This window comes from Streptomyces polygonati (assembly GCF_042650325.1).
Lineage (GTDB): Bacteria > Actinomycetota > Actinomycetes > Streptomycetales > Streptomycetaceae > Actinacidiphila > Actinacidiphila polygonati.
This window is the reverse complement of the sequence record NZ_JBHSBB010000003.1, coordinates 72,189-97,870: the sequence shown is the minus strand read 5'-3', so window position 1 is coordinate 97,870 and position 25,682 is coordinate 72,189. Positions and strand designations below refer to the sequence as shown.

Genomic DNA, 25,682 nt, shown 5'->3' with positions numbered 1-25,682 from the left:
AAAAGCGGCGAGGGGCCCGGATCGGTGTGATCCGCGCCCCTCGTTCAACTGTCCGCTCATGCCGGGCCGGCCCGGCATGCCGTCCGCCGGGTCACTGGCCCCGGTACATCTCCGCCACCAGGAAGGCCAGGTCCAGCGACTGGCTGCGGTTCAGCCGGGGGTCGCAGGCCGTCTCGTAGCGCTGGTGCAGGTCGTCCACGAAGATCTCGTCGCCGCCGCCCACGCACTCGGTCACATCGTCGCCGGTCAGCTCGACATGGATGCCGCCCGGGTGGGTGCCGAGGCTGTGATGGACCTCGAAGAAGCCCTTCACCTCGTCGAGGACGTCGTCGAAGCGGCGGGTCTTGTGGCCGGAGGCCGCCTCGAAGGTGTTGCCGTGCATGGGGTCGGACACCCAGGCCACCCGGGCGCCGGACGCGGTGACCTTCTCCACCAGCGTCGGCAGCTTGTCGCGCACCTTGTCCGCGCCCATCCGCACCACGAAGGTCAGCCGGCCGGGCTCGCGGTCCGGGTCGAGGCGGTCGATGTAGCTGAGCGCCTCCTCCGGGGTGGTGGCGGGGCCGAGCTTCACCCCGATCGGATTGCTGATCCGCGAGGCGAACTCGATGTGCGCCCCGTCCAGCTGCCGGGTCCGCTCACCGATCCACACCATGTGCCCGGAGACGTCGTAGAGCTTGCCGGTGCGCGAGTCGGTACGGGTCAGCGCCGTCTCGTAGTCCAGCAGCAGCGCCTCGTGGGATGCGTAGAACTCCACCGTCTTGAACTCGGCCGGGTCGGTGCCGCAGGCCGCCATGAAGTTCAGCGCGTTGTCGATCTCCCGGGCCAGCGCTTCGTAACGCTGGCCCGACGGCGAGGACTTGACGAAGTCCTGGTTCCAGGCGTGCACCTGGCGCAAATCGGCGTAGCCGCCGGTGGTGAAGGCCCGCACCAGATTGAGGGTGGAGGCGGACGCGTGGTACATCCGCTTGAGCCGCTCGGGGTCGGGGATGCGGGCCTGCGGGGTGAACTCGAAGCCGTTGACCGAGTCGCCGCGGTAGGTCGGCAGGGTCACGCCGTCGCGGGTCTCGGTGGGCTTGGAGCGCGGCTTGCTGTACTGGCCCGCGATCCGCCCGACCTTGACCACCGGCACCGAGGCGGCGTACGTGAGCACCGCCCCCATCTGCAGCAGCGTTTTCAGCTTGTTGCGGATCTGGTCGGCCCCGACGGCGTCGAACGCCTCGGCGCAGTCGCCGCCTTGGAGCAGGAACGCCTTGCCCTCGGCGACATCCGCCAGCCGGGAGCGCAACTGGTCGCACTCACCGGCGAACACCAGCGGCGGATACGAGACGAGGTCGGCGATCACATCGCGCAGAGCCTCGGGGTCGGGCCACTCGGGCTGCTGCGCCGCGGGAAGAGACTGCCAGGTGTTGCCACCGGTGGGGAGTTCTGCGTTCACGGTCACACGCCAAGATTACGGCTTCGCGCCCCCGCGTCCGCCGCTCGACCAGAAGATGAGACGTAGCGTCCGGCCGGACGACCGGCGTGGGGCGGCGGTGATGGCGGTGGCGTGCGGGGCGGCCGGGGTGACAGGGGTGCCCCCGAGAACCACAGCGACGGCTGCTAGCGTCTGCGCTTCGGGGCGGGCTCCACAGGAGACGACCGCCCAGGTGGAGGGCGCGCGCACGCGCCCGTTGAGCCGGGGGGCTTTGCGTTGCCACGCAGTAGACACCGTAGAAAAACCTCATTGATCGCGTACGGGGCCGCCGCCGCGGTACTGGCCGGGGCGGCCACCTACGGAACGATCGCCATCGCCTCACCTTCGGGGGGATCCGACCGGGCGAGCGGCACCGACACCCACGCGCTGCAGAACGACTTCACGGACGCCGCGAAGGAATTCAAGGTCCCGCGGAGCATCCTGATGGCCGTGTCCTACCGGCAGACCCTGTGGGACTCCCACGACGGGAAGCCGAGCACCACCGGTAACTTCAACGTGATGGGCCTCACCCAGGTCAATCCCGGTGATGTCGCCGCGCAGAGCGGCGCCGAGGTCACCGACGAGCTGAACCAGAGCGGCGACCCGGCCAGGACCAAGAGCTTCCACCCGGACGCGAAGCTGCTGAAGGACGTCGGCGCGGTCGACACCGCCGACCCCCGGCTGCACACCGTGGACGCGGCGGCCAAGCTGATCGGCCGGTCCACCGCCGAGGTGCGCGGCGACAGCAAGCAGAGCGTCCGGGCCGCCGCGGCGCTGCTCGCCCAGTACGAGAAGACCGCCGTCGGCTCGCTGCCCGCCGACGCGGGCCACTGGTACGCCGCGGTCGCCCGCTACAGCCAGTCCCCCGACGCCCAGGGCGCCCAGCTCTTCGCGGACCGGGTGTTCGACACGGTCAGGAGCGGCCAGAGCGCCACCACCGAGGACGGCCAGCAGGTCTCGCTGCCCGCCTCGCCCGACGTGGTCCCGGTCAAGCTCGGCAAGGCCCCGCTGGCCGCCGCCGTCGGCACCGCCCCGGCGGCCACGACGAACGCCGCCGCGACGCCGACCCCCGAGTGCCCGGCCTCGCTGCACTGCGCCTTCGTACCGGCCGCGTTCCAGCAGAACGGCACGGACAAGACCAACTACGGCAACTACGACGTCACCAACCGGCCCGCGGACGGCGAAACGATCAACCAGATCGTCATCCACGACACGGAGAGCAGCTACGCCAGCGCCATCTCCAGCTTCCAGGACCCGACGGCGTTCGCCAGCTCGCACTACATCATCCGCGCCTCCGACGGCCTGGTCACCCAGCTGGTCCCGACCAAGGACACCGCCTGGCACGCCGGCAACAAGACCGTCAACATGCACTCGATCGGCGTGGAGCACGAGGGCTACGCGATCAAGTCCGGCAGCTGGTACACCGAGCCGCAGTACGAGTCCTCGGCGCAGCTGGTCCGCTATCTGAGCGCGCTCTACAACATCCCGCGCGACCGCGAGCACATCATCGGCCACGACGACGTGCCCGGCCCGCTGGACGACTACGTCGGCGGGATGCACTGGGACCCGGGACCGTACTGGGACTGGAACCACTACATGTCCCTGCTGCTGGCGCCGGACGGAGCCGGCGGCGCGGGCGCGCCGCTGCGCACCGGCCAGGTGATCCGGGTGGTCCCGCCCTACACCACCGCCAACCAGCCGGTGGTCACCTACGGCGGCGTGACCCAGGCCGCGCACCCGACGAACTTCGTCTACCTCTACACCTCGCCGTCCACCACCTCCCCGCGCCTGGGCGACCCGTATCTGCACGCCGGCGCCGCGGGCACCACCAACGGCGAGGACTGGAGCGACAAGGCGGTCGCGGGCGAACGCTTCGTGATCGCCCAGATGTCCGGTGACTGGACCGCGATCTGGTACGGCGGCCAGAAGGGCTGGTTCTACAACCCGGGCGGGCAGTACTCATCGGTGGTCGGCACCACCGCCACCCCGGTGGTCACCCCGGCCGCCGGGCAGGCCGGTGCGCCGGTCTACGGTCGCGCCTACCCGGAGAGCGCCGCGTACACCGGCACCCAGGTGCCGGTGCAGACCGACAACGACAAGGCGCTGACCAAGTACACGATCGCGGCCGGGCAGTCCTACGTCCCGGCCGGACCGGCGGTGACCGGCGACTTCTTCTACGCCGAGAACTTCGACAACAGCGCGCCGGGCGACCACACCCGGGTGACCGGAAGCAACCAGTTCTACCCGATCCGCTTCGACCACCGGATCGTCTACGTCAAGACCACCGACGTCACCGAGGTCAACTCGACGCCGCCGCTGGCCCCCACCGCCCGCTACGACGTACTGGCCCGCGACTCGGCCGGCACGCTGTGGCAGTACCAGGGCTCCAGCAACGCCGCCAAGCCGCTCCAGACCCGCTACAAGATCGGTACGGGCTGGAACATCTACAACGCGGCCACCGCGCTGTCCCCGCTGCGCGCGGACGGCACCGGTGACGTGGTGGCCCGGGACACCTCGGGCACCCTCTGGTACTACCAGGGCAGCGGCGACATCGACGCGCCGCTGAAGGCGCGTACCAGGATCAGTACCGGCTGGAGCGCCTACTCGCAGATCACCGGGGTGGGCGACATCACCGGTGACGGCAGGGCCGACCTGATCGCCCGTGACAGCAAGGGCAATCTGTGGCTGTTCAAGGGCACCGGCACCGCCGCGGTGTTCGCCGCCCGGGCCTCGATCGGCAGCGGCTGGAACACCTACAACCTGATCTCCGGCCTCGCCGACGTCACCGCCGACGGCAAGCCCGACCTGATCGCCCGCGACACCTCGGGCATCCTGTGGCTCTTCAAGGGCACCGGCAGCGCCACCGCCCCCTTCTCGGCGCGGGCCAAGCTCGGCACCGGCTCGGCGTACAACGCGGTGCTCGGCACCGGCGACCTGAGCAGCGACGGCAAGCCGGACATGCTCACCCGTGACACCACCGGCAAGCTCTGGCTCTTCAAGGGGACGGGCGGCGCTTCGTCGCCCTTCGCCGCCAAGGTCCAGGTCGGCACCGGCTGGAGCATGTACGGGATGGTGATCTGACGATCGGTGCCGCCCGGTACCGCTCGGCACGTTTCTCCGTACGGTAAGGTCGGCCGCATGACCGCGCCGATGAACCAGACGCTCAACCAGGACTGGTGGTGGACCGCTTCCCGGGCGGCCCACTGAACATCGCGCGAACGACCACTTCGCGAAGGCCGCCCCCGCAGGGGCGGCCTTCGGCGTTTCCCGGCCCGGCCGCCCCAGGGAGCCCCTCGCACCACCCCTGGAAGGAACCCGCCGTGCGCCCGACCCCCGCTCAGCTCATGGAACGCCTGCTCGCCCCGGATTGCGGGCCGTTCGCCCTGCTGCACCGCGGCACTCCCGGCCACCCGGAGGGCACCGTCGAGGTGCTGCTCGGCCCGGTCGAGGAGGCCGGCCGGCTCACCGATATCGCGCTGCCCACCGGGTCGCCGGGCGCGGCGGTGACCGACGCGCTCGCGCTGGTGCCGTTCCGGCAGATCCGCGAGCGCGGCTTCGACGTCCGCGACGACGGGACCCCGCTGACCGTGCTGCGGCCCGAGGAGACGTACGAACTGCCGCTGGCCGAGCTGCTGCCGGCGCTGCCCGACCGGGAGGTACGCGTCGAGGGCGGTGCCTTCGACGTGGACGACGACACCTACGCGGCGATCGTGGAGCGGGTGATCGAGGACGAGATCGGCCGCGGCGAGGGCGCCAACTTCGTGATCCGCCGCACCTTCCGCGGCTCGGTGCCGGACTACGGGCCCGAGGCGGCGCTGGCGCTGTTCGGCCGGCTGCTGCGCGGCGAACGCGGCGCGTACTGGACGTATGTCGTGCACACCCCGGAGCGCACCCTGGTCGGCGCCAGTCCGGAGGCGCATGTGCGGATGTCGGGCGGGACGGTGGTGATGAACCCGATCAGCGGCACCTACCGCTATCCGGCGCAGGGGCCGTCCGCCGAGGGGCTGCTGGACTTCCTGCACGACCCGAAGGAGGTCGAGGAGCTGACCATGGTGGTGGACGAGGAGCTGAAGATGATGGCCGGGGTGTGCGATCTCGGCGGGGTGGTGATCGGGCCCCGGCTGAAGGAGATGGCCCATCTGGCGCACACCGAGTACGAGTTGCGCGGCCGGTCCACCAGGGACGTGCGGGAGGTGCTGCGGGAGACGATGTTCGCCGCGACCGTCACCGGCTCCCCGGTGCAGAACGCCTGCCGGGTCATCGAGCGCTACGAGCCCGGGGGCCGCGGCTACTACGCGGGCGCGCTGGCGCTGATCGGCCGGGACGCGGGCGGCGGGCAGACGCTGGACTCGCCGATCCTGATCCGTACCGCGGAGATCTCCGCGCGCGGCGAACTGAATGTGCCGGTGGGGGCGACGCTGGTCCGCCGCTCGGACCCGCGCTCGGAGGTCGCGGAGACCCACGCCAAGGCGGCGGGGGTGCTGACCGCCCTCGGGGTGCTCGCGGCGCCGGCGAACGTGGCGTCGGCGGCGCGGCCCCGGCTGGCCGACGACCCGCGGGTCCGCGCCGCGCTGGACGCCCGGCGGGCCGGCCTGGCGCCCTTCTGGCTGCGGATGCAGACCGCTCCGGCGCGGGGCCCGCTGTCCGGGCACGCCCTGGTGGTGGACGCCGAGGACACCTTCACCGCGATGCTCGCGCATGTGCTGCGGTCCGGCGGACTCACGGTGACCGTACGCCGCTACGACGAGCCAGGTCTGCGGGAGGCCGCGCTGAGCCACCCGGGCCCGGTGGTGCTCGGGCCCGGCCCCGGCGACCCGGCGGACACCGCCGACCCCAAGATGCGGTTCCTGCGGGGGCTGGCGGCCGAGCTGGTGGCCGGGCACCGCCACGGCCTGCTCGGTGTCTGCCTCGGCCACGAACTCCTCGCCGCCGAGCTCGGGCTCGACCTGGTCCGCAAGTCCCGCCCTGCCCAGGGCGCCCAGGAACGCGTCGATTTCTTCGGCCGCCCCGAGACGGTCGGCTTCTACAACACCTTCACCGCCCGCTGCGACCCCGCCACCGCGGAGGAACTGTCCCTCCACGGCGTCCAGCTGAGCCGCGACCCGCTGTCCGGCGACATCCACGCGATGCGCTGCGCGCGCTTCGCCGGGGTCCAGTTCCACCCGGAGTCCGTCCTGACCCTCAACGGCCCCGCCCTCCTCGCCGAACTCCTCTCAGCGGTCACGGTCCCCTGAGCGTCCGCCCCCACGGGCTGGTGACCCGGCACTGACCTCAACTGCCCCTCCAGCTTGGTGACGACGCGCGGCTCCATCGTGGTTGCGCGCGCAGTTCCCCGCGCCCCTACGGGGCACGACCCCGCCACCCAGCGATCAACGGTGCCCACCAGGGGCGCGGGGAACCGCGCGCGCAACCGCAACGGGCCGCCAGACGGGCAACGACCCCGACAGCCGACACGGGCCCCGAAGGGGCGCGGGGAACTGCGCGACAAGCCACGGCGGAGCCGCGCGTCGTCACTGCCCCGGAGGGGCCGTCGGGATCGGGGGCCGGTCAGGCCATCTCGTCGGTGCGGGCCGGGTGGGGGTCCGGGAGGGTCGGGCCGATCAGGACACGGACCGCCGCGATCATCGCGTACTCATCGGCCGTGCCGTCGACGACGAGATCCGCGCGGGAGCGGGAGGGGGCGACATGGGCCGCGTGGCGCTCGCGGCCGTTCAGCAGGTAGTTGCGGAGCGACAGCGCCGGGTCCTGCCGCTGGACCTCGATCTTCCGCAGGATCTTGCGGGCCAGCCGGATGTCGTCCGGGGTGTCCACATAGATTCGCCAGGTCGCGCGGGCGGTGACCACCGGGAGGGTGAGGGCGAACAGGCCCTCCACCACGACCAGCCGGTGACGCCCGCCGCAGGCCATCGCGTCGACCGCCGCGGCCACCGCCGCCTCGTCGATGGAACCGGGATGGTTCCAGTCCAGCGTCTCGGCCCCGGTGGCGCTCAACGTCCGCACCCCGCGCACCGGATCATGCGCGGGGACGTAGAAGTCGTCCAGGTGGATCAGACCGACGCTCTCGGGGTGGTGCAGCGCCAACGCGTCGGCAAGCGTGGACTTGCCGGATGCGGTGCCGCCTGCGACCGCCAGTACGGGCACCGAATGCCCGCTCGCCACACCCGTCATACCGGGCGCTCCTTCAACGTGCTCAAGGGGTAAACGAAGCGGCCGGCCAAGCCGGGTGCAGGGAGGATAGGTCCCGGAGATCGTCCACGGCAAGACAGATCGGTCAAGGTACCGCCAAGGGAATGGCGGGCGGGCCCGCGCACCGGTGCACCGCCCTCCTACGTCAGCGGATCGGTGCGCGGGGAGCCGGGGACGGTGCAGCCGCGTGGCGGGATGCCGCGCACGGCGGAGATGCGCGACTTCCGACCAGTCGGCGTGACTTGGGTCACATGGCGCCGTCGGTGCGGGCGTCCGTACGGTCGTCGAGGCCGCGTTCGATCGCGTAGCGGACCAGCTCGACGCGGTTGTGCAACTGGAGCTTGCCGAGGGTGTTCTGCACGTGGTTCTGCACCGTCCGGTGCGAGATGACCAGCCGCTGGGCGATCTGCTTGTAGCTCAGGCCCTTGGCGACCAGCCGCAGCACCTCGGTCTCCCGGTCGGTCAGCCGGGGCGCGCCCGGCTGGTCGGAAGCGGCCGGCGACGCCGGTACGGCGGCCAGCCTGCGGTATTCGCCGAGCACCAGTCCGGCCAGGCCCGGGGTGAACACCGGGTCACCGACGGCGGTCCTGCGCACCGCGGCCACCAGCTCCTCCCGGCTGGCCGACTTCAGCAGATAGCCGGTGGCGCCGGATTTCACCGCTTCGAGCACGTCGGCGTGCTCGCCGCTGGCGGACAGCACCAGGACGCGTACGGCGGAGTCGTGGGCGACCACCTCCTTGCAGACCTGCACGCCTGAGGCGCCGGGCAGATTGAGGTCGAGCACCAGTACCTGGGGGCGGGCGGCGCGGGCCCGGCGGATCGCCTCGGGGCCGTCTCCGGCGGTGGCCACCACATGGAGCCCCGCCGCGGTCAGGTCACCGGCGACCGCGTCGCGCCACATCGGGTGGTCGTCGACCACCATCACGGTCACCGGGTGCTCGTCGTGGGCGTCTCCGGCGGTGCCGACGGTCATCGTGTGCTGCCGCCCTTCGCTTCGGTGGTGGCGTCCGGGAGGGCCTGCGCGCCCGTCGCGGCGCGTGCCGCGAGGTGCTCACGGCCGGGAGGAGCGGCGGACACGCGTTCCGGGGCCGATTCTGCCGTACCGGCCGGGGACGCGCCGGATGCGGCGGCGGACGCGGAGTGCCGCCGGGCGGAGCTGGGGAGCCGCAGCTCCACCTCGGTGCCCTGACCGGGTAAGGAGAAAAGCTCGGCGGTGCCACCCAGGTCGCGCAGCCGGCCGCGGATGGACTGGGCGACGCCGAGCCGGCCCTCCCGCTCGGCGGCGGCGAGCCGGCCGGCCGGGATACCGGGGCCGTCGTCCCGCACGGTGACCAGCACCGCGTCGGGTTCGTCCTCGACCAGGATCCAGGCCCGCGCCTCCTCCCCGGCATGGGTACGGACGTTGTCCAGCGCGGCGGCGACCGCGGCGGTCATCTCGGCCGCGGCGTCCGGGTCGAGCAGGACGGGCGTACCGGGCGCGGAGAGGGTGTCGCGGGCGGTGAGGTGCGCGGTGAGCAGGGCGCGCAGGTCCTGCGGGCCCTGGCCGAGCGGGTCGGCGGTGTCGTCGTCCGGCGCGGTGGCGGCCGGCGCCGAGCTGATCAGCGTGCGCAGCGCGGCTTCCTGCTCGCCGGCCAGCCGGCCCAGCTCGGCCGCCTCTCCCCCGGCCTGCTTGCCGCGGCGCTGGACCATGGCCAGCACCTGGAGCACCCCGTCGTGGATGTCGCGGGCCAGCCGCTCGCGCTCCCTGGTGGCCGCCTCGATCCGCAGGGCGCGGGCCAGGGTCCGCTCACTGGCCCGGGCGACCTCCACCACGTAGCCGATGGCGATGCTGGCGATCCAGACCAGCACCAGATTGTGCAGCGTGTCGCGGCTGGGGGTGCCGCGTTCGACCAGGTCGGCGGCGGCGACCAGCGAGGAGGCCAGTGCGGCCCAGCGCCAGCCGCCCTTGACGGCGAAGGCCAGCACCGAACCGGCGGTCCAGATCGACGGCAGGGTGAAGGCGCCCGACGCGATCCGGCCGGGGGCGTCGACCAGGCCGGTGAGCAGGATGCCGGAGATCGCCAGCCCGAGGTCGAGGGCGAGAAAGCCCGGGGTGCAGCGCTCGGCGTTCCTGACCCGGCCGAGGGTGGCGAGGGTCCACACCGCGAGCACGGCCATATAGATGCCGCCGGGCAGCGGGTGGCGCAGCCGGTCGTAGGAGTGGACGTAGATGGCGATGGCGTAACCGCAGGTCAGGACGCGGTAGGCGAGCAGGGCACGCCACAGCGGCTGCTCCACGGACATCCGTACGGCCATGGCGGCCCCTCCCCCGTGTCCTCGGTCAGCCCCCGGACGACTCCGGCGCCGAGGGGGCCGAACCGGCGGCCTTGCGGTCGTCGCGGCGCCGATCGCCCGACCGGTCGTCCTCCGCCCGGTGATCTGTCCGGTGATCTCCCGGGTGATCGTCGCCCCGCCGGTCCTCCGCCGGGCCCTCGCCGGCCGGACGGCCGACGGCTTCCGCCTCGGCCTCGGCGGCGGCTTCGGCCGCCGCCCGTGCCGCCGCCTCCGCCTCCGCTTTCGCCGCCTCGGCGATCTGGCGTTTGGCCGCGGTGGCGTAGATGTCGACGTATTCCTGGCCGGAGAGCTTCATGATCTCGTACATCACCTCGTCGGTGACCGAGCGGAGGATGAAGCGGTCGCTCTCCATGCCCTGATAACGGCTGAAATCCAGTGGTTTGCCGATCCGGATGCCCGGCCTGATGGAGAACTTCGGCATCACCTGGCCGACCGGCTGGACCTTCTCGGTGTCGATCATCGCCACCGGGATCACCGGGGCGCCGCTGGCCAGCGCCACCCGGGCCAGGCCGCCGGGCTTGCCCCGGTAGAGCCGGCCGTCCGGCGAGCGGGTGCCCTCGGGATAGATGCCGAACAGCTCGCCGCGCTCCAGCACCGCGATCCCGCTCTTCACCGCCGCCTCGCCGGCGCCGCGGGCGCCCGAGCGGTCCACCGGCAATTGACCGACGCCCCGGAAGAAGGCGGCGGTGAGCTTGCCCTTCAGCCCCGGCGAGTAGAAGTACTCCGCCTTGGCGATGAAGGTGACCTTGCGGTCCAGCACCGCGGGCAGGAAGAAGGAGTCCGAGAACGACAGGTGATTGCTGGCCAGAATGGCCGGGCCGTCGCTCGGGATGTTCTCCAGGCCCTCCACCCATGGCCGGAACGCGGCCTTGATGGGGTGGCCGATAACGATCTTCATCGCACCGTAGAACAACCGATCCTCCTGTGAGCCGACACGCTGACCTTAACGCCACCGACCGGCGGGCGGTCCGCGGCGGCCCGGTCCGCCGGGCGCGACGGGCGGACGGCCGCGGCCCGGCACGTTCGATAGGGCTTACCGCTTGGTATCGGGGCCGCGTACGCTGAACTCCCGACCTTGCGTGTACCCGCGTACGCGCGTGCGAACAGGAGACGAACGGTGCCGCTCATGCCCGGAGCCGAACCGTACCGCCATGACGGCGGCGATACCGGCGTCCTGCTCTGCCATGGTTTCACCGGCTCTCCGCAGTCCATGCGCCCCTGGGGCGAGTACCTGGCCGACCGCGGACTGACCGTCTCGGTGCCGCTGCTGCCCGGCCACGGCACCCGCTGGCAGGACATGCAGCTCACCGGCTGGCAGGACTGGTACGCCGAGGTGGACCGGGAGTTGGTGGCGCTGTCCGCGCGGTGCTCACGGGTCTTCGTGGGCGGGCTGTCGATGGGCGGCGCGCTGGCGCTGCGGCTGGCGCAGAAGCACCAGGCCGCGGTGAGCGGGATCATCCTGGTCAATCCGTCGGTCAAGGCGGACAGCGCGCAGCTCAAGGCGGTGCCGCTGATCCGGCACTTCGTGCCGTCGGTGGCGGGCATCGCCAGCGACATCGCACTGAAGGCCGGCGGCGAACTCGGCTACGACCGGACGCCGCTGCACGCCGTCCACTCGCTGAGCAAGTTCTGGGGCATCGTGCGGGGCGGACTGCCGCAGGTGACCCAGCCGTTGCTGCTGCTGCACAGCAGGGTGGACCATGTGGTGCACCCGTCCAACTCGGCGGTGGTGCTCGGCAAGGTGTCGTCCACGGACGTCACCGAGCACGTGCTGGAGCGCAGTTACCACGTCGCCACCCTCGACCACGACGCCGAGCAGATCTTCGCGCGGTCCTACGAGTTCGTAAGCCGACTGTCCGCTCCGGCGGGCGACACGGTCAAGGAGAGTGCGGCCGGTGGCTGACCGTGAGGACGAGGGGACCGACGAGGGCACGGCGCCGCAGGAGGAGCCGTCCCGTCCGCCGCTGGACGAGGACGCCGCATGGGCCGCGCTGATCGCCGGTTTCAACGCGGAGCCGGAGCCCGGCGTGGAGCCGTCCTGGCCGGAGGCGGAGAACGTCCGGGACAAGGACCCCGGCCCGGAGCCGATCAACAAGGTGCTGCCGCCGCCCGACCGCAGCATCGTCATCCACCCGGTCATCTCCGGCCCGCGCAACTACGAACTGGTCGAGGACGACGAGGACGCCCATTTCGTCCCGCCGGAGCCGCCGCCGCTGCCCGACGCCGATGTGACCACCAAGTTCGCCTGGATCGCGGTCATCGGCGGCCCGCTGCTGCTGCTCGCCTTCATCCTCTTCCAGATCGAACTCACCTGGTGGGCCGTCCTGGTGGGCCTCGGCGGCTTCCTCGGCGGCTTCGCCACGCTGGTGGCGCGGATGCGCACCGGCGAGGACGACGACGATCTGCCGGGCGGCGGCGCGGTGGTCTGAGACCTCCGGGCACCTTCACGGCTCTCTCCCCGCGCCCTCGCGGTGTTCCGGCGGTTCGCCCCGCATCTCCCTGTCCGATATGGCGGGGTACGATGGGATTTCGGGCTGTTTCGACGCGAGGAAACGTGGAGGAGAAGCACCATGAGCACTGGCACCGCGGTCATGTCCGACCGGATCCTCTCGCAGTCGGTGGAGACCGCGCCGGTCCACGCGCCGCTGGCCGCGATCAACATCGCCGACTGGCTGTTCACCCTTCCCGACAAGGAGTATCAGCGCTGTGCGCCGCCCGACCACAAGGCGGCGGGCTACACCAGCACCGACGACGGCCGGCCGATGTCCATCAACGTCGAGATGATCGGCACCGGCCTGGTCGTCCAGCACTACGTGGCCGAGGTGGCCGAGAAGCAGCACTGCCACATGGTCTCGCTGTCCGACGTGCTCACCCCGAACGGCTGGACCAGCGTCCAGGTCGTCTGGGACCTGAGCGTGAAGGACAACGGCGACGGCACCCTGACGTACACCAACAGCGTCACCAGCCGCCCCACCGAGGAGTTCATGGAGTTCTGCGACAAGAACGGCCTCTCCTTCGAGGAGGCCGCCAGGGCCCGCCAGGCGGCCTCGGGCGACCACTGCCGCCGCGAGACCCCGCTGTTCGCCGCCAGCATCGAGCGGCACGCGATGTCCAGGACCCGCTGACCCCCTGGCCCGAGCCCGCCGGGGCGCGGCCCACCGGCAGGATCAAACCGCCGGAATCCGCAGTGACGCGAGCAGCGGCAGATGGTCGCTCGCCGCGGCCAGGTCCTCGCGGGTGATGCCGCGCAGCGCGTGCGGCACCCCGCAGCCGAGGACTTCGACTCCCGGGGTGACGAACAGCGCGTCGATCCGCTGATACGGCCGCTCGGCGGTGGAGGTGAACTCCCCGCCCCACGGCTTGGCGGCCCAGGCGTCCTGCAGCCGCCCCGCCAGACGGGTGAAGGACCGCCCGTCGGGCCGGTCGTTCAGATCCCCGCCGGCGACGGCGTAGGGCTCACCGAGGCCGGTGACCCGGTCCAGCAGCAGCCCCGACTGCTCGTAGCGCTCGGCGGCGTTGAGACTGAGATGCGCGCTGAGGACGGACAGCCGCGCTCCGCCGATCCGGACCACCGCGGTGGCGAAACCGCGCTGGTGCAGTCCGGGGGTGTGCGGCAGCAGTACGTCCTCGGTGCGTTCGACATGGGCTCGCAGCGACGACAGGATCATCGGCCCGGCGGTGGTGGCACCGCCGGTCACATGAACCAGGTCCGTCGCCCCGGCGAGCCTTGCCGCGGCCTTGCGCCAGCGGAAGAACCGCGGCGCCTCCTGGATGAGGACGAGGTCGGGGGCGCAGGCTCGGATCACCCGGGCCAGCGCCGCCGTGTCGTCCCGCATGGAGCGGATGTTGTAACTGAGCACGCGGACCACTGCCGAGCCGTCCTGCTCCGTCGCCGAACTCGGCAGATCCTCCACTGTCACCCCGTCCGCTCCATCCGCTCCGTCAGCCCTGCCGCGCCAGGTCGGCCGCCCCGACCAGCCCGGCCTTGCCGCCGAGCTGCGCGGCCAGTACCTGGGCGTGCGGACGCCACTCCCCGCCGATCAGCCAGCGCCGGAACGACTTGCGGATCGGGTCGAGGACCAGTTCGCCCTCGTCCGACACACCGCCGCCCACGATGAACGCCGACGGATCGAAGAGCGAGGCCAGGTCGGCCAGTCCGGCACCGGCCCAACGGGCCAGTTCCCGGAAGGAGTCGACAGCCACCGGGTCGCCCTGCCGGGCGGCCGCGCTGATGTGCCGGCCTTCGATACCCTCCGCGGTGCCGTCGCCGAGGGCCAGCAGCACCTTGGCGTTCTCCGGGGTGGCGTTGGCCCGCTGCCGCGCGTAGCGGACCAGGGCACGACCGGAAGCGTATTGCTCCCAGCAGCCCTGGCTGCCGCAGCCGCACAGCAGTCCGTCCGGCACCACCCGGATGTGACCGAACTCGGCGGCGACGCCGAACCGGCCGCGGCGCAGCTTGTTGCCGATGATGATGCCGCCGCCCAGCCCGGTGCCGAGCGTGATGCAGATCACATCGGAATGACCCTGCCCGGCGCCGAAGCGATACTCGCCCCAGGCCGCCGCGTTGGCGTCGTTCTCGACGACGACCGGGAGATCCACGCGCTGTTCGACCTTGTCCTTGAGCGCTTCGTGCCGCCAGTTGATATTGGGGGCGAAGAGGACGGTGGCGCGCTTGTCATCGACATAGCCGGCGGCGCCGATACCGACGGCTTCGATCTGGTGACCGGTGCTGACCTGGCGTACCGCCTCCACGATCGCGTCCACGACGCCTTCGGGAGTCGACGGAGTAGGCACCTTGACAGTCTCGAGAATCGAGCCTTCCTCGTCGACCACTCCGGCCGCGATCTTGGTGCCGCCGATGTCGACGCCGATGGTGAGTCCCATGTGTCCCTCAGTTTTCGGTCGATCCCCGCTAAGAGAACCGTACCGGAGGAGGGGTCAGTCGAGGTCGATGTGTTCAGCGGTTGAACGCGAGGACGTGTCACCCGAGGTCCAGCGACCCTCCGCGCGGGTCACCGCGGACCGGTACGCGGCCAGCAGTTCGGCCCCGGCGGCGCTCAGATGATCGAAGACGTCCGGATTGCGGTCGACGATGGGTTCGACAACAGAACGCACCTGGGAGATGACGCCCTGCGCGGCGAGCTGCACCGCCGGGTTGCCCAGGGCGCCCAGCTTGTCCGTGACGGCCTCGCTGACGGCCTCCGCGAGCCGCCGCAGCTCGTCCCCGGCGCTGCCGGGGCCGTGACCCGCCTCGGCGCGCCTGCGCGCGTGCTCACCGGCGATGTCCTCCGCGCTGGCCTTGGCCCAGGCGTCGGCGTCGGGACGGTCCGTGGCTTCACTCATGATCGGCTCCAAACGGGACGCTCCGGGGTTTCTCCGTCCCTCCTTGACGGTACCCGAACGGCCGCGGCGAGGCGGCGGTCAGCGGGGCCAGAGATCGGGGTCGGGGGTGAAGCGCACCCGCAGGCTCCCGTCGCGCAGCGCGGCCCCGGCCACCGTGCAGCGGCGCAGCGCGGAGGGCAGCGGCACGATCCGCCGGAATCCACCAGCGTCCACGACAAGTTCATCACCGCGGCGGACGAGGTCCAGGGTGTCGCGGTCGGCGCCGGGCAGCGGCAGCGTCCACAGGAAGTGCCCCTCCTCGGCCAGCCGCTCGTCGACGCTCCACGGCTCGGCGTCGCGCCGGGCGGCGGCGGGCACCGGGACGGCCAGCTCGGCCGGGTGCCGCGGTTCGCGTCCCAGGTGCGGCAGCTCCAGCAGCGGTACGCCGTCGGCGGCGCACTGCTCGGCGAGCGCCTTGAGGTGCTCCTGCTGCCGGCCGGACAGCCCGGTCAGGAACGGGTCGGTGCCGGTCGTCGGCAGCAGCCGGTTGACGGTCACGGCGGCCAGCCGGTGGCCGTACAGCCCCAGCCCGGTCCTGGCGGCGCGCAGACCCCGTTCGGCGGGGGCGCCGGGCTCCAGGACCACCATCACCGCGGTGTCCGGGTCGTCCACGACCGCCTGTACGGAGGCGAGTTCGCGATCCGCGCGGGCGGCGGCCTCGTACGCCCACTCGGCGGGCATCGGCACCCCGGCCAGCTGCGCCAGCACCGGGCGCAGCGCGCGGGCCGCCTGCCGGTCGGCGGGCAGCAGCCGCCGCAGATAGCGGCGCAGCTGCTCGGGCAGGGCGAGCAGCGCGATCGCCTCGCGCACCGGGGGCAGGTCCACCACGACCAGATCCCAGGGCGAGGCGTCCCCGGTGACCTCCTCGCGGCGCAGCGCGCGCAGCAGCGCGAGCGCGTCGGCGCCCGGCAGCGGGGTGAGCTCCTCGGGGTCCAGCGGGGCCGCCCCGAGCAGCCCCAGCAGGCTGCCGACGCGGCCTTGGAGGTCCAGCACGCCGTTCCGGAAGGAGGCGGCGGGATCGATCACCGCCAGATGGAGCCCCTCGACCCCGCTGACGGCGCGGGCGGCGGCCAGCGCGGTCGGATCACCGGGCGGGTGGGCGCGAGGCGCGGCGGGGGCGCTGCGGCCGGAGCCGACGCGGGCGGCTCGCGGAGCCGCCCGCCCATCCGCTCGCGGGTCTCCGGGCCCGTCCGGCGGCTCGGGGTCGGCGGTGGCCCGGAGCAGCGCCTCCGCGGCCTCCCGGTCACCGGTCAGCAGCAGGACGTGACCGCCCCCGCGGGCCACCGAAGCGGCAGCGGCGGCAGCGGTCGCGGCGGCGACCGTCGTACGGCCGGCACCGGGAGTGCCGGTGACCAGCAGTGTGCGTACCGGAGCCACCCGTCAGGCCGACTCGCCGGCCGGGCCGGCCGCGTCCGCCGCGGTGCCCGCCGCTGCCTGCGGCGGCGCGGCGGAGTCCGCCGGGGCGGACTCGACGCGCTTCTTCAGGCCGGCCAGCGCCCGGTCGATGATGACCTTCTCGGCCTTGCGCTTGATCATGCCCAGCATGGGGATCTTGACGTCCACCGTGAGCTGGTAGGTGACCTCGGTGCTCGCGCCGCCGTCGAGCGGGGCCAGCGCGTAGGAGCCGTCGAGGGTGCGCAGCATCTGGGACTTGACCAGCGACCACCGCACCTCGCTGTCGCCGACCCAGCGGTAGGCCAGTGTGTGGTCGTCCTTGATCGCGCCGGCGTCCAGCAGCAGGCGGACCTGCTCGGCGCGGCCGGCCGCGTCGCGGCCCAGCACCTCCGCCTCCTTGACCTCGCCGGTCCATTCCGGGTAGCGGTCGAAGTCGGCGATCACGCCCATGACGGCGGCCGGCGCCGCTTCGATCGTGATGCTCGATCTGGTGTGTTCCGCCATGGCCGTGGCCCTCCTGAACGGTGCTGCTGGCTCCGGGTGAAGGCTATCGCGACGGGCCGCCCGGCCGGCCATCGCGCCACCCGGCGCCGCGGGCGGCGGACCGGCGCGCCTCACCACTCGAGCACCCAGGGGGTGCGGGTGCGGTTGAAGTGGCCGACGTTGACGCATTCGGTACGGCCGATCCGGGTCCTGGGCAGCAGCGGCTGGTGGACATGGCCGAACAGCGCGTACTTCGGCTGGGTGACCCGGATCGCCTCCAGCAGCGCCTCGCTGCCGCGCTCGAAGCGGCGGGCGACGGTGTCGTAGCACAGCTCCGGGACGGCGGGCGGGATGTGCGAGCAGAGCACGTCGACCTCGCCCAGGGCGGCGACCTTGGCGGCGAACGCGGACTCCTCGACCTCGTACGGCGTGCGCATCGGGGTGCGCAGCCCGCCGCCGACGAAGCCGAAGACCCGGTCGCCGATCAGCGCGGTGGCGCCGTCCAGCACAGTGGTGCCGGGCCGCGCGTACTGCTCCCACAGGGTCGGGACGTCGACATTGCCGTAGGTGGCGTAGGTCGGGGTGGGGAAGGCGGCGAAGAGCTCCCCGTACTGCTTGCGGACCGCGGCCTCGATGACGGCCCGGCGGTCGAGCCCCGCCCACAGCTCCTGGTCCAGGGCGCGGGCCTCGTCGAAGCGTCGGGCGGTGCGCAACTCCACCATGCGGTCGGCGTTGTCGACGCCGAACAGGTCGGGGAAGATGCCGCGGGCGTGGTCGGCGTAGTCCAGGAAGAGCAGCAGGTCGCCGAGGCAGACCAGGGCGTCGGCGCCCTCACCGGCCCGGGCCAGCGCCTCGCTCGCCCCATGGACGTCGCTCACTACATGCACCCGCATAATGCCCACTTTATAGCGGCGGCGCGGGCGGGTGACCGTGGCCGGCGGCGGGCTTCGCACCGCGGTGGGGCAAGCGCCCGACAAGCCCCCTGACGAGTGCCCGGCGGACGCCCGGCGAACACGGTTCGCGACACCGCCGTCCCGCGTTCTCCCGGCCGTTCATGGTGCCTTACGCTGCGCGGCAGGTGGTATGCACACTCCGGAAGATCCCGCCCGGTGTTCCCGGAACCGGTTCCGTCGCTTCCGCCCGGTGTGTGATGCTTAAAACAATGCTGTGGCCCCCTATCGCCGGAGCCTTACCGATGGGTAACATCCAGGCCGTCCATCACCTTCCCTCCGGGTGCGCCGTGGCACCGATGAGGAGCAGCCGCCTTGCGTGAGTTCAGCCTTCCGGCCCTTTACGAGGTCCCCGCGGACGGCAATCTGACGGATCTGATCCGCCGTAACGCCACGCATCATCCGGACCTCCCCGTCATCGGCCGCAAGAACTCGGCGGGAGGCTGGGACGACGTCACCGCGGCCGGCTTCCTGGCCGAAGTCGGGTCGGCGGCGCGCGGTCTGATCGCCTCCGGGGTGCAGCCCGGCGACCGGGTGGCCCTGATGTCCCGGACCCGCTACGAGTGGACGCTGCTCGACTTCGCGATCTGGAGCGCGGGCGCGGTGACCGTACCGGTCTACGAGACGTCCTCCGCCTCCCAGGTGGAGTGGATGCTGGGCGACTCGGGCGCGGTCGCGGTGGTGGTCGAGTCCGAGGCCCACGAGCAGCTGGTGGAGTCGGTACGGGTGCGGCTGCCGCAGCTCAAGCACGTCTGGCGGATCGACGCCGGCGCGGTGGAGGCACTGCGGGCGGCCGGTACGGACATCTCGGACGCGGTGCTGGACGAGCGGTCCGGGTACGCCGCCGCCGACTCCCCCGCCACCATCGTCTACACCTCCGGCACCACGGGCCGCCCCAAGGGCTGCGTGCTCAGCCACCGCGCCTTCTTCGCGGAGTGCGGCAACGCGGTGGAGCGGCTCGGCCCGCTCTTCACCACCGGCGAGAACTCGGTGCTGCTCTTCCTGCCGCTGGCCCATGTGTTCGGGCGGCTGGTGGAGGTGGCGGCGGTGATGGCGCCGATCCGGCTCGGCCACGTGGCCGACATCAAGAACCTGACAGAAGACCTCCAGTCGTTCCGGCCGACGATGATCCTCGGGGTGCCGCGGGTCTTCGAGAAGGTCTTCAACGCGGCGCGGGCCACCGCCCAGGACACCGGCAAGGGCCGCGTCTTCGACCGGGCGGCGTCGGTCGCCATCGCCTACAGCAGGGCGCTGGACACCCGCTCGGGTCCTTCGGCGCGGCTGCGGTTCGAGCACCGGCTCTTCGACCGGCTGGTCTACGGCAAGCTGCGCGCGGTCCTCGGCGGCCGGGCCACCCACGCGATCTGCGGCGGCGCCCCGCTGGGCGAGCGGCTCGGCCACTTCTACCGCGGCATCGGCTTCACCGTCCTGGAGGGCTACGGCCTCACCGAGTCCTGCGCGGCGACCTCCTTCAACCCGTGGGACCGTACGAAGATCGGCACGGTCGGCCAGCCGCTGCCCGGCTCCACGGTGCGGATCGCCGACGACGGCGAGGTGCTGCTCTACGGCGAGCACCTGTTCTCCGGCTACTGGAACAACGAGGCGGCCACGCTGGAGGCCAAGTCCCACGGCTGGTTCCACACCGGCGACCTGGGCGCGCTGGACGAGGACGGGTATCTGACGATCACCGGCCGCAAGAAGGAGATCATCATCACCGCGGGCGGCAAGAACGTCGCCCCCGCGGTGATCGAGGACCGCATCCGCGCGGAGCCCCTCATCGCCGAGTGCATGGTCGTCGGCGACGGCCGCCCCTTCGTGGCCGCGCTGATCACCCTGGACGAGGAATTCCTCCCCAAGTGGGCCCGGCGGCACGGCAAATCCGGCACGTCCACGGCCGAACTGGCCACCGACCCCGACCTCGTCGCCGCCGTCCAGCGCGCGGTCGACCTGGGCAACGCGGCCGTCTCCCGCCCGGAGTCCATCCGCCGCTTCCGCATCCTCCCCACCCAGTTCACCGAGTCCTCCGGGCACCTCACCCCTTCCCTGAAGCTCAAGCGCAACGTCGTCCTGAAGGATTTCGCGGCCGACATCGAGACGATCTACACCACGCACTGAGGCCCGCCGGCGCGCACCGCGGGGACGGGGGCCCGGCGGCCGTCGCTGGACGCGGGCGCGCCGACTGCTCGCTGACGTGCCGTCATATTCGCCGCTCGCGTTGACGCAAGCCGGTCGGCGGGGCCCGACGCCCGCCTCGGTCGGCCGAACCGACGGGCGTCGCCCCGCTGCCCGGCCCACCGGGCGCAGGGGTGCCCGGGGTGCGGGCGAGGCGCCGACCCGCCGGGGCCGGAGCCCGGTGCCTGTGGACGACCGGGTGAAGGCGGTCGCGACGGGAATGCCCCGGATCGGCTGGGCCGAGGCCGTCCCGGGGCGCGGGCAAGGTGCCGTCCCGGCATGCCGGATGGGGCGCCCGCCCGCAAGGGCCCTCAGAGGAGGTCGCGGAGGCGGGAGGCCAGGAGGTCCCAGGTCCAGGCGGATTCGACCCAGTGGCGGCCCCGGGTGGCCATGCGGGTGCGGAGGGCGGGGTCGTGGAGGAGGGTGAGGATGCGGTCGGCGGACTGGGCCGGGGAGCCGCCAGGGACGACCCAGCCGGTCTCGCCGTCGAGGACCGCGTCGGGGGCGCCGCCGGAGTCGCCGGCCACCACGGGCAGGCCGGTCGCCGAGGCCTCCAGGTAGACGATGCCGAGGCCCTCGACGTCCAGGCCGCCGCGCCGCGTCCGGCAGGGCATCGCGAAGACGTCGCCGGCGCCGTAGTGGGCGGGGAGTTCGGACCAGGGCACCGGGCCGGTGAAACGCACCGCCTGCGACACGCCGGTGCGCTCCGCGAGCTTCTCCAGCGCCGGGCGGTAGGGCCCGTCGCCGACGATCAGCAGCATCGCGTCCGGCACCTCGCGCAGGATGCGCGGCATCGCCAGGATCAGCGTGTCCTGCCCCTTGCGCGGCACCAGCCGCGACACGCACACCACCACCGGCCGGTCGGCGAGGCCGAGCCGGGCCCGCAGCACCGGGCCGTCCGGACCCGGGTGGAAGACCTTCTCGTCGACGCCGGGCGGCAGATGGACCATCCGGGCGGTCGCGGCGGGCGTCAGCGCGGCGGCGATCCGGGACCGGGTGTACTCACCGAGATAGGTCACCGTGTCGGTGCCCTCCCCGATCCTGCGCAGCAGTTGGCGGCTCGCGGGCAGTTGCGCCCAGCCCGCCTCGTGGCCGTGCGTGGTGGCGACCAGCCGCCGCGCGCCGGCCGCGCGCAGCGCCGGCGCCATCAGGGCGAGCGGCGCCGCCGCGCCGAACCACACCGAGGAGCAGCCGTGCTCGCGCAGCAGCGCCGCGGCCCGGCGGGTCACCCGCGGTGTGGGCAGCAGCATCTTCGTGCGGTCCCGGACGACCGGGAACGGCTGCTCCGCGTCGAAGCGGGCGACCTCGGCGCCGTCCTGCCAGCTGGAGGTGTAGACGACGACCTGCCCCGGGTCGAGGCGCAGCGCCATGTTGTGCACGAACGACTGGATGCCGCCGGGGCGGGGCGGGAAGTCGTTGGTGACGATCAGCGTCTTGTCCATCGCCGCCGACAGTACCGGGCGGCGCCGGGGCGCTCGCGTTCACCCGGCTGGCGGCGCGGGTCGCGTCCGTGCGGTGGTCCGGCGCCGGCGGCGGACATGATGCGTGATGTGACAAGTACGCATATCGGTCATCAGGGCCGGGCCCTGCTCGCCTGGGCCGCCACTCGTACGCTGCTGATGCTCTTCGTCTTCCGGGTGGTGGGTTTCCCGGGGCAGGTGATCCTGCACGACGTGTCGGGCGTGTACAAGACCTGGTATCCGATCCTGCGCGGCGGCTCGTTCCCCTCGCACGACGTGACCTGGCAGTATCCGCCGGGCGCGGCGGCGGTGATGGTAGCTCCGGGGGCGGTGCCGTTCCTCGACTACGCGTCGGCCTTCTTCTGCCTGGCGCTGCTCGCCGACGCCGTGGTGCTGGCCGGGCTGCTGGCGGCGGCGCGGCGGTCGGGCCGGTTCGCGGGGGCGTGGGTGTGGATCGGCGGGGTCACGGTGGGCGGCCCGATCGTCTATGCGCGCTACGACGTGATGGTGACGGCGGTCGGCGTGCTCGCCCTGCTGCTGCTCCGGCGCCGGCCGGCCGTGGCGGGCGTGCTGGCGGGGCTGGGCGCGCTGCTGAAGGTGTGGCCGGTGCTGCTGCTGATCGGCGTGCCGCGCGGCCGGGACACCCGGCGGGCCTGGATCTCGGCGGCGGCCACCGGGATCGCGGGATCTGCGGTGTTCGCGCTGGCGATGCCGGGGGCGTTCTCGTTCCTGACCTTCCAGCGCGACCGGGGCACCGAGGTGGAGTCGCTGGGCGCCACCGTCTTCCACGTCTGGCGCCACTTCGGCTGGCAGGGCCGCTCGACGATGCACTACGGCTCGGTGGAGTTCCTCGGCCCGCATGTCCACCTGGTGAGCGCGGTCGCGCTGGGCCTGAGCCTGCTGGCCTTCTGCTGGCTGCTGTGGTGGCGGGTGCGGGCGCGTACGTTCGTCGCGTCCACGCCCTACGACGCCGCCTTCGCCGCCCTGCTGGTCTTCACCACGACCTCCCGGGTGATCAGCCCGCAGTACATGGTGTGGCTGATCGGCGCGGGCGCGGTGTGCGCGACGCTGGCCGGGACGGTCCAGCTGCTGCCGATCGCGCTGACGCTGCTGGCGACGGCGTTCACCACGCTGGAGTTCCCGGTCTTCTTCACCCATGTGAGCCACAGCGACATCTGGGGCGTCCTGCTGCTCACCACCCGCAACGGTCTGCTGGTCGCCGCGTCCGTCATCGCCTGCCGCCGCCTGTGGACCGCCACCGTGCCGTCGCGCCGCGAGCGGGCCGCCCGGCGCCTGGGCGAGTCCCCCGACGCCGCCTCCGTGTTCACGACATGAAGCCACCGGGTCACGCGGGCCGACCGGGCCGACCGGCCGCTACGTATCCGCCGGCCGCCAGGTGCGCGCCGTCCGGATCCGGGCGGACGGTGTCGGGTGGGTGGACAGCAGCAAGTGGAGCAGGCGCGGCGGGGTCGGGTCGCCGTTGTTGGTGACGGTCAGGCGGCGCTGCATCGCGATGAAGGCGGCCGGGGACCGGGTGAGTTCGAGGGCGTGCAGGTCGGCGCGGTGTTCGATCCGGCGGGACAGCGCGCGGCCGAAGGGGCCCGCCAGGGTGCCGCCGACCGAGGCGACCGCCGCCAGCAGCCAGGCGGAGCGGGGGTCGGCGAAGCGGGCGACGCCGGCGAGGTCCAGCAGCGGGGACCAGCTGACGACCGCCGCCAGCAGGCAGACCCCGGCCGCCGCGCCGAGCGCGCCGACCGCGGTGCCGCGCGGGACGTCGCGGTGCACGACATGGCCCAGTTCATGGGCGACGACCAGCTCCACTTCGAGCGGGTCGGCGGTGGCCAGCAGCGTGTCGTAGGCGACGATCCGGCGGGTGCGGCCGAAACCGGAGACATACGCGTTCAGCGCGGTCGTACGGCGGGAGGCGTCGGCGACGAGCACGTCACGGACCCGGACGCCGTCCCGTTCGGCGAGCGCCAGCAGGCCGGTGCGCTGCGGTCCCGGCTCCATCGGCGTGAAGCGGTTGAACAGCGGCTCGAAGACGAGCGGGGCCAGGAAGGACAGCGCGAAGACCGTCACCGCCGCGCCGAGTGCCGCCCAGGCCCACCACCAGCGGGTGACGCCGGCCAGCGCGTAGAGCGCGAAGAGCGCGCCGAGGATCAGCGGCAGCGAGACGAGCAGCCCGCGCACCTGGTCCAGCGCCCAGCCGGCCCACCCCTGGGTGACCAGCCCGAAGCGGGCCCTGACCACCCGGCCGCGGGCCGCGAAGGGCAGCGTGAGCAGCTGCGGCAGCAGCACGAGGGTCAGCCCGGCGCCCAGCACCCGCAGCGCCCAGGCGTCCCCGAAGGCGCCGGTCAGCCGGGCGCCGCCCGAGGTCAGGCCGAGCCCGAGCAGCAGGGCCGTCGACACCGCCCAGGACCCGGCGGCGGCCGGCAGCACACCGCGCCGCAGGGCCTTGCCCCGGGCGATCTGCTCCGGTGTGAAATCGGCGGCCGCCGCGCCCCCGGCGCCGTCACCCGCCTCTTCCGCACCGGTGACGTCCCCGCGGCCGGCCCTCTCGCCCGCTCCGCTCATCCCAGCTCCTCGTCCACATAGGTCCGCCAGCGGGCGGTGAACTGCGGCAGACTCAGCCCGGTCGCGGCCCGCAGCCGGGCGTCCAGCGTGCCGCCCCCGGCCACCGCGCGGTAGAAGGCGGTCAAGGTGGCGGGCGACCACTGGTCGGCGATCATCCGGCAGGCGAGCCAGCCGCCTTCGTAGGCCTGCGGCAGGCCCTTCGCCGTCGCCGCGAAGTCGGCGGCGGTGGGCAGCGCGGTGGGCGGGTGCCCGGCGCGGACGTCCGCGGCCAGTTCGGGCGCGATCTCGGGCGCGGTCCGGCCGGAGTCGCGGTAGGCGACCCAGTCGGCGATGCCCTCGGACAGCCACAGCGGGGTGTGCGCGGTGGTGGACAGCCGGGTGGCGACATGGGTGGTCTCATGGGTGAGCACGACCTGGCGGCCGAAGTCGGAGAGCTGGGCGAACGCCTGGGGGTTGATGATCACCCGGTCGGCCGGGGCGGCGCCGGAGCCGTGGCCCGGGGCGGCGGCGGCCGGCTCGCCGGTGGTGACGGCCGCTATGTCCCGGAAGCCCGCGGCGCTCCCGCCGAGCAGCGCGGCCAGCTGGTCCAGGGTCGCCGGCACCTCGATCACGACCTTCCCCGGCCAGCCGCTCCCCCAGGCGTGGGTGACCTCGGGGACCGCCCGGTCCGCGTCGGCCGCGTAACCGCTCAGCACGGCGGGGGCGGCCAGCCCGAGCACGATGCTGTGCGCGCCGCGCACCACCCGTACCGGCCCCTGGTCCCACAGCTGGGGGTCGGTGCGGTGCCCGCTCGCCGCGCCGTCGTCGTCCCCGGCGACGTACCACCGCCCGGCCCGCCGGGAGAGGGTCAGATAGGCGGTGGAGACCACCGGCTCGGTGTCGTAGCCGCTGAGCCGGTAGCTGAGCCGGACCTCGGTCGCGATCCGCGCGGTGCCGTCGGCGGCGGCCGGCAGGGTGAAGGCGCCGGTACGCACCAGGGTGTACGACCAGCTGGCGAGCGGTACGGCGGCGAGGTCGGCGAACATCGCGGTCTGCCGGGCCCGGAAGCGCTGGGCCCGGGGGTCCACACCGGCCAGGAAGGCGGCCCTGTCGTGGTGGAGCAGGGCGGTGGCCCGCTGGTCGAGCAGCTGCCGGGCGGCGTTGTCGTCGGCCGAGGGGGGCGTGCTGTGCCGGTCCGGGGCGCAGCCGCCGGCCAGCACCGCCAGCACGGCGAGGGCCGCCGTCAGGAGCCGGACGGCGGCCTTGGGGTGACGTCCGGTCTCCGCTGGCACACGCCCGATCGTACGGCCCCCG

Annotated in this window: 21 protein-coding genes; 7 read left to right on the top strand and 14 right to left on the bottom strand. The window is 73.0% G+C overall.

All coding sequences use genetic code 11. The features are described from left to right. Positions 1–91: 91 nt before the first annotated feature. The gene (locus tag ACFO3J_RS02410) at positions 92–1,441 is read right to left on the bottom strand and encodes a class II 3-deoxy-7-phosphoheptulonate synthase (protein ID WP_386425582.1); all 1,350 of its coding nucleotides are present in this window, start codon (positions 1,439–1,441) and stop codon (positions 92–94) included. A 282-nt stretch (positions 1,442–1,723) separates the two neighbouring features. On the opposite strand from ACFO3J_RS02410, the gene ACFO3J_RS02405 reads away from it, so the two are divergent. Both ACFO3J_RS02405 and ACFO3J_RS02400 read left to right on the top strand, forming a co-directional pair. Beyond that, the gene (locus ACFO3J_RS02405) at positions 1,724–4,534 is read left to right on the top strand and encodes an N-acetylmuramoyl-L-alanine amidase (protein ID WP_386425579.1); all 2,811 of its coding nucleotides are present in this window, start codon (positions 1,724–1,726) and stop codon (positions 4,532–4,534) included. A 263-nt stretch (positions 4,535–4,797) separates the two neighbouring features. Beyond that, the gene (locus ACFO3J_RS02400; RefSeq protein ID WP_386426018.1) at positions 4,798–6,687 is read left to right on the top strand and encodes an anthranilate synthase family protein; all 1,890 of its coding nucleotides are present in this window, start codon (positions 4,798–4,800) and stop codon (positions 6,685–6,687) included. A gap of 313 nt (positions 6,688–7,000) precedes the next feature. Here the strand turns inward: ACFO3J_RS02400 and ACFO3J_RS02395 are convergent, their stop codons facing one another. The 4 genes from ACFO3J_RS02395 to ACFO3J_RS02380 all read right to left on the bottom strand — a co-directional run bounded on the left by ACFO3J_RS02395 (position 7,001) and on the right by ACFO3J_RS02380 (position 10,871). Further along, positions 7,001–7,621, bottom strand: coding sequence for a uridine kinase family protein (locus ACFO3J_RS02395; protein WP_386425577.1), 621 nt, complete (start codon positions 7,619–7,621; stop codon positions 7,001–7,003). Between the two features lie 265 nt (positions 7,622–7,886). Continuing rightward, complete coding sequence (locus ACFO3J_RS02390) at positions 7,887–8,612, bottom strand: response regulator (RefSeq protein ID WP_386425575.1); 726 nt, start codon at positions 8,610–8,612, stop codon at positions 7,887–7,889. Continuing rightward, positions 8,609–9,934 carry a MacS family sensor histidine kinase gene (gene macS / locus ACFO3J_RS02385; protein WP_386425573.1) on the bottom strand — a complete coding sequence of 442 codons (1,326 nt, stop codon included), beginning with the start codon at positions 9,932–9,934 and terminating at the stop codon, positions 8,609–8,611. Before macS ends, ACFO3J_RS02390 begins: the two co-directional genes overlap by 4 nt. Before the next feature lie 25 nt (positions 9,935–9,959). Next, the gene (locus ACFO3J_RS02380; RefSeq protein ID WP_386425571.1) at positions 9,960–10,871 is read right to left on the bottom strand and encodes a lysophospholipid acyltransferase family protein; all 912 of its coding nucleotides are present in this window, start codon (positions 10,869–10,871) and stop codon (positions 9,960–9,962) included. Positions 10,872–11,090: 219 nt separating this feature from the next. Here ACFO3J_RS02380 and ACFO3J_RS02375 point away from each other — a divergent pair, with 219 nt between their 5' ends. The 3 genes from ACFO3J_RS02375 to ACFO3J_RS02365 all read left to right on the top strand — a co-directional run bounded on the left by ACFO3J_RS02375 (position 11,091) and on the right by ACFO3J_RS02365 (position 13,098). Then, positions 11,091–11,876: an alpha/beta hydrolase gene (locus tag ACFO3J_RS02375; protein WP_386425568.1), complete on the top strand. Its 786-nt coding sequence runs from the start codon at positions 11,091–11,093 to the stop codon at positions 11,874–11,876. After that, positions 11,869–12,402 (top strand): hypothetical protein, encoded by a 534-nt coding sequence (locus ACFO3J_RS02370; RefSeq protein ID WP_386425566.1) that lies wholly within the window; start codon positions 11,869–11,871, stop codon positions 12,400–12,402. Before ACFO3J_RS02375 ends, ACFO3J_RS02370 begins: the two co-directional genes overlap by 8 nt. Before the next feature lie 141 nt (positions 12,403–12,543). After that, positions 12,544–13,098 (top strand): hypothetical protein, encoded by a 555-nt coding sequence (locus ACFO3J_RS02365; protein WP_386425563.1) that lies wholly within the window; start codon positions 12,544–12,546, stop codon positions 13,096–13,098. Positions 13,099–13,140: 42 nt separating this feature from the next. Here ACFO3J_RS02365 and ACFO3J_RS02360 read toward each other — a convergent pair whose 3' ends face one another. The 6 genes from ACFO3J_RS02360 to ACFO3J_RS02335 form a co-directional block, all read right to left on the bottom strand. Next, entirely contained in the window at positions 13,141–13,887 is a 747-nt protein-coding gene (locus ACFO3J_RS02360; RefSeq protein WP_386426017.1) for an endonuclease/exonuclease/phosphatase family protein, read from the bottom strand. Between the two features lie 28 nt (positions 13,888–13,915). After that, positions 13,916–14,857, bottom strand: coding sequence for an ROK family glucokinase (locus tag ACFO3J_RS02355; protein ID WP_386425560.1), 942 nt, complete (start codon positions 14,855–14,857; stop codon positions 13,916–13,918). 54 nt (positions 14,858–14,911) lie between these two features. Then, complete coding sequence (locus tag ACFO3J_RS02350) at positions 14,912–15,316, bottom strand: DUF5304 family protein (RefSeq protein WP_386425557.1); 405 nt, start codon at positions 15,314–15,316, stop codon at positions 14,912–14,914. A gap of 78 nt (positions 15,317–15,394) precedes the next feature. Continuing rightward, complete coding sequence (locus ACFO3J_RS02345; protein WP_386425554.1) at positions 15,395–16,732, bottom strand: ArsA family ATPase; 1,338 nt, start codon at positions 16,730–16,732, stop codon at positions 15,395–15,397. A gap of 3 nt (positions 16,733–16,735) precedes the next feature. Beyond that, positions 16,736–17,254, bottom strand: a complete 519-nt coding sequence (locus ACFO3J_RS02340) for an SRPBCC family protein (protein WP_386425551.1) — start codon at positions 17,252–17,254, stop codon at positions 16,736–16,738. A gap of 110 nt (positions 17,255–17,364) precedes the next feature. After that, positions 17,365–18,126, bottom strand: coding sequence for a metallophosphoesterase family protein (locus tag ACFO3J_RS02335; RefSeq protein WP_386425548.1), 762 nt, complete (start codon positions 18,124–18,126; stop codon positions 17,365–17,367). A 372-nt stretch (positions 18,127–18,498) separates the two neighbouring features. Between ACFO3J_RS02335 and ACFO3J_RS02330 the strand changes: the two genes are divergently transcribed. Continuing rightward, entirely contained in the window at positions 18,499–20,298 is a 1,800-nt protein-coding gene (locus ACFO3J_RS02330) for an AMP-dependent synthetase/ligase (RefSeq protein WP_386425546.1), read from the top strand. A gap of 368 nt (positions 20,299–20,666) precedes the next feature. Here the strand turns inward: ACFO3J_RS02330 and ACFO3J_RS02325 are convergent, their stop codons facing one another. Continuing rightward, a complete protein-coding gene (locus ACFO3J_RS02325) occupies positions 20,667–21,797 on the bottom strand; it encodes a glycosyltransferase family 4 protein (RefSeq protein WP_386425543.1) in 1,131 nt (376 codons plus the stop codon). Positions 21,798–21,905: 108 nt separating this feature from the next. Between ACFO3J_RS02325 and ACFO3J_RS02320 the strand changes: the two genes are divergently transcribed. Further along, on the top strand, positions 21,906–23,150 hold the full coding sequence (locus ACFO3J_RS02320) for a glycosyltransferase 87 family protein (RefSeq protein WP_386425540.1): 1,245 nt from the start codon (positions 21,906–21,908) through the stop codon (positions 23,148–23,150). A gap of 39 nt (positions 23,151–23,189) precedes the next feature. Here the strand turns inward: ACFO3J_RS02320 and ACFO3J_RS02315 are convergent, their stop codons facing one another. Both ACFO3J_RS02315 and ACFO3J_RS02310 read right to left on the bottom strand, forming a co-directional pair. After that, positions 23,190–24,389, bottom strand: coding sequence for a M48 family metalloprotease (locus ACFO3J_RS02315; protein ID WP_386425537.1), 1,200 nt, complete (start codon positions 24,387–24,389; stop codon positions 23,190–23,192). Further along, a complete protein-coding gene (locus ACFO3J_RS02310; RefSeq protein WP_386425534.1) occupies positions 24,386–25,660 on the bottom strand; it encodes a hypothetical protein in 1,275 nt (424 codons plus the stop codon). Before ACFO3J_RS02310 ends, ACFO3J_RS02315 begins: the two co-directional genes overlap by 4 nt. Positions 25,661–25,682: the final 22 nt, after the last annotated feature.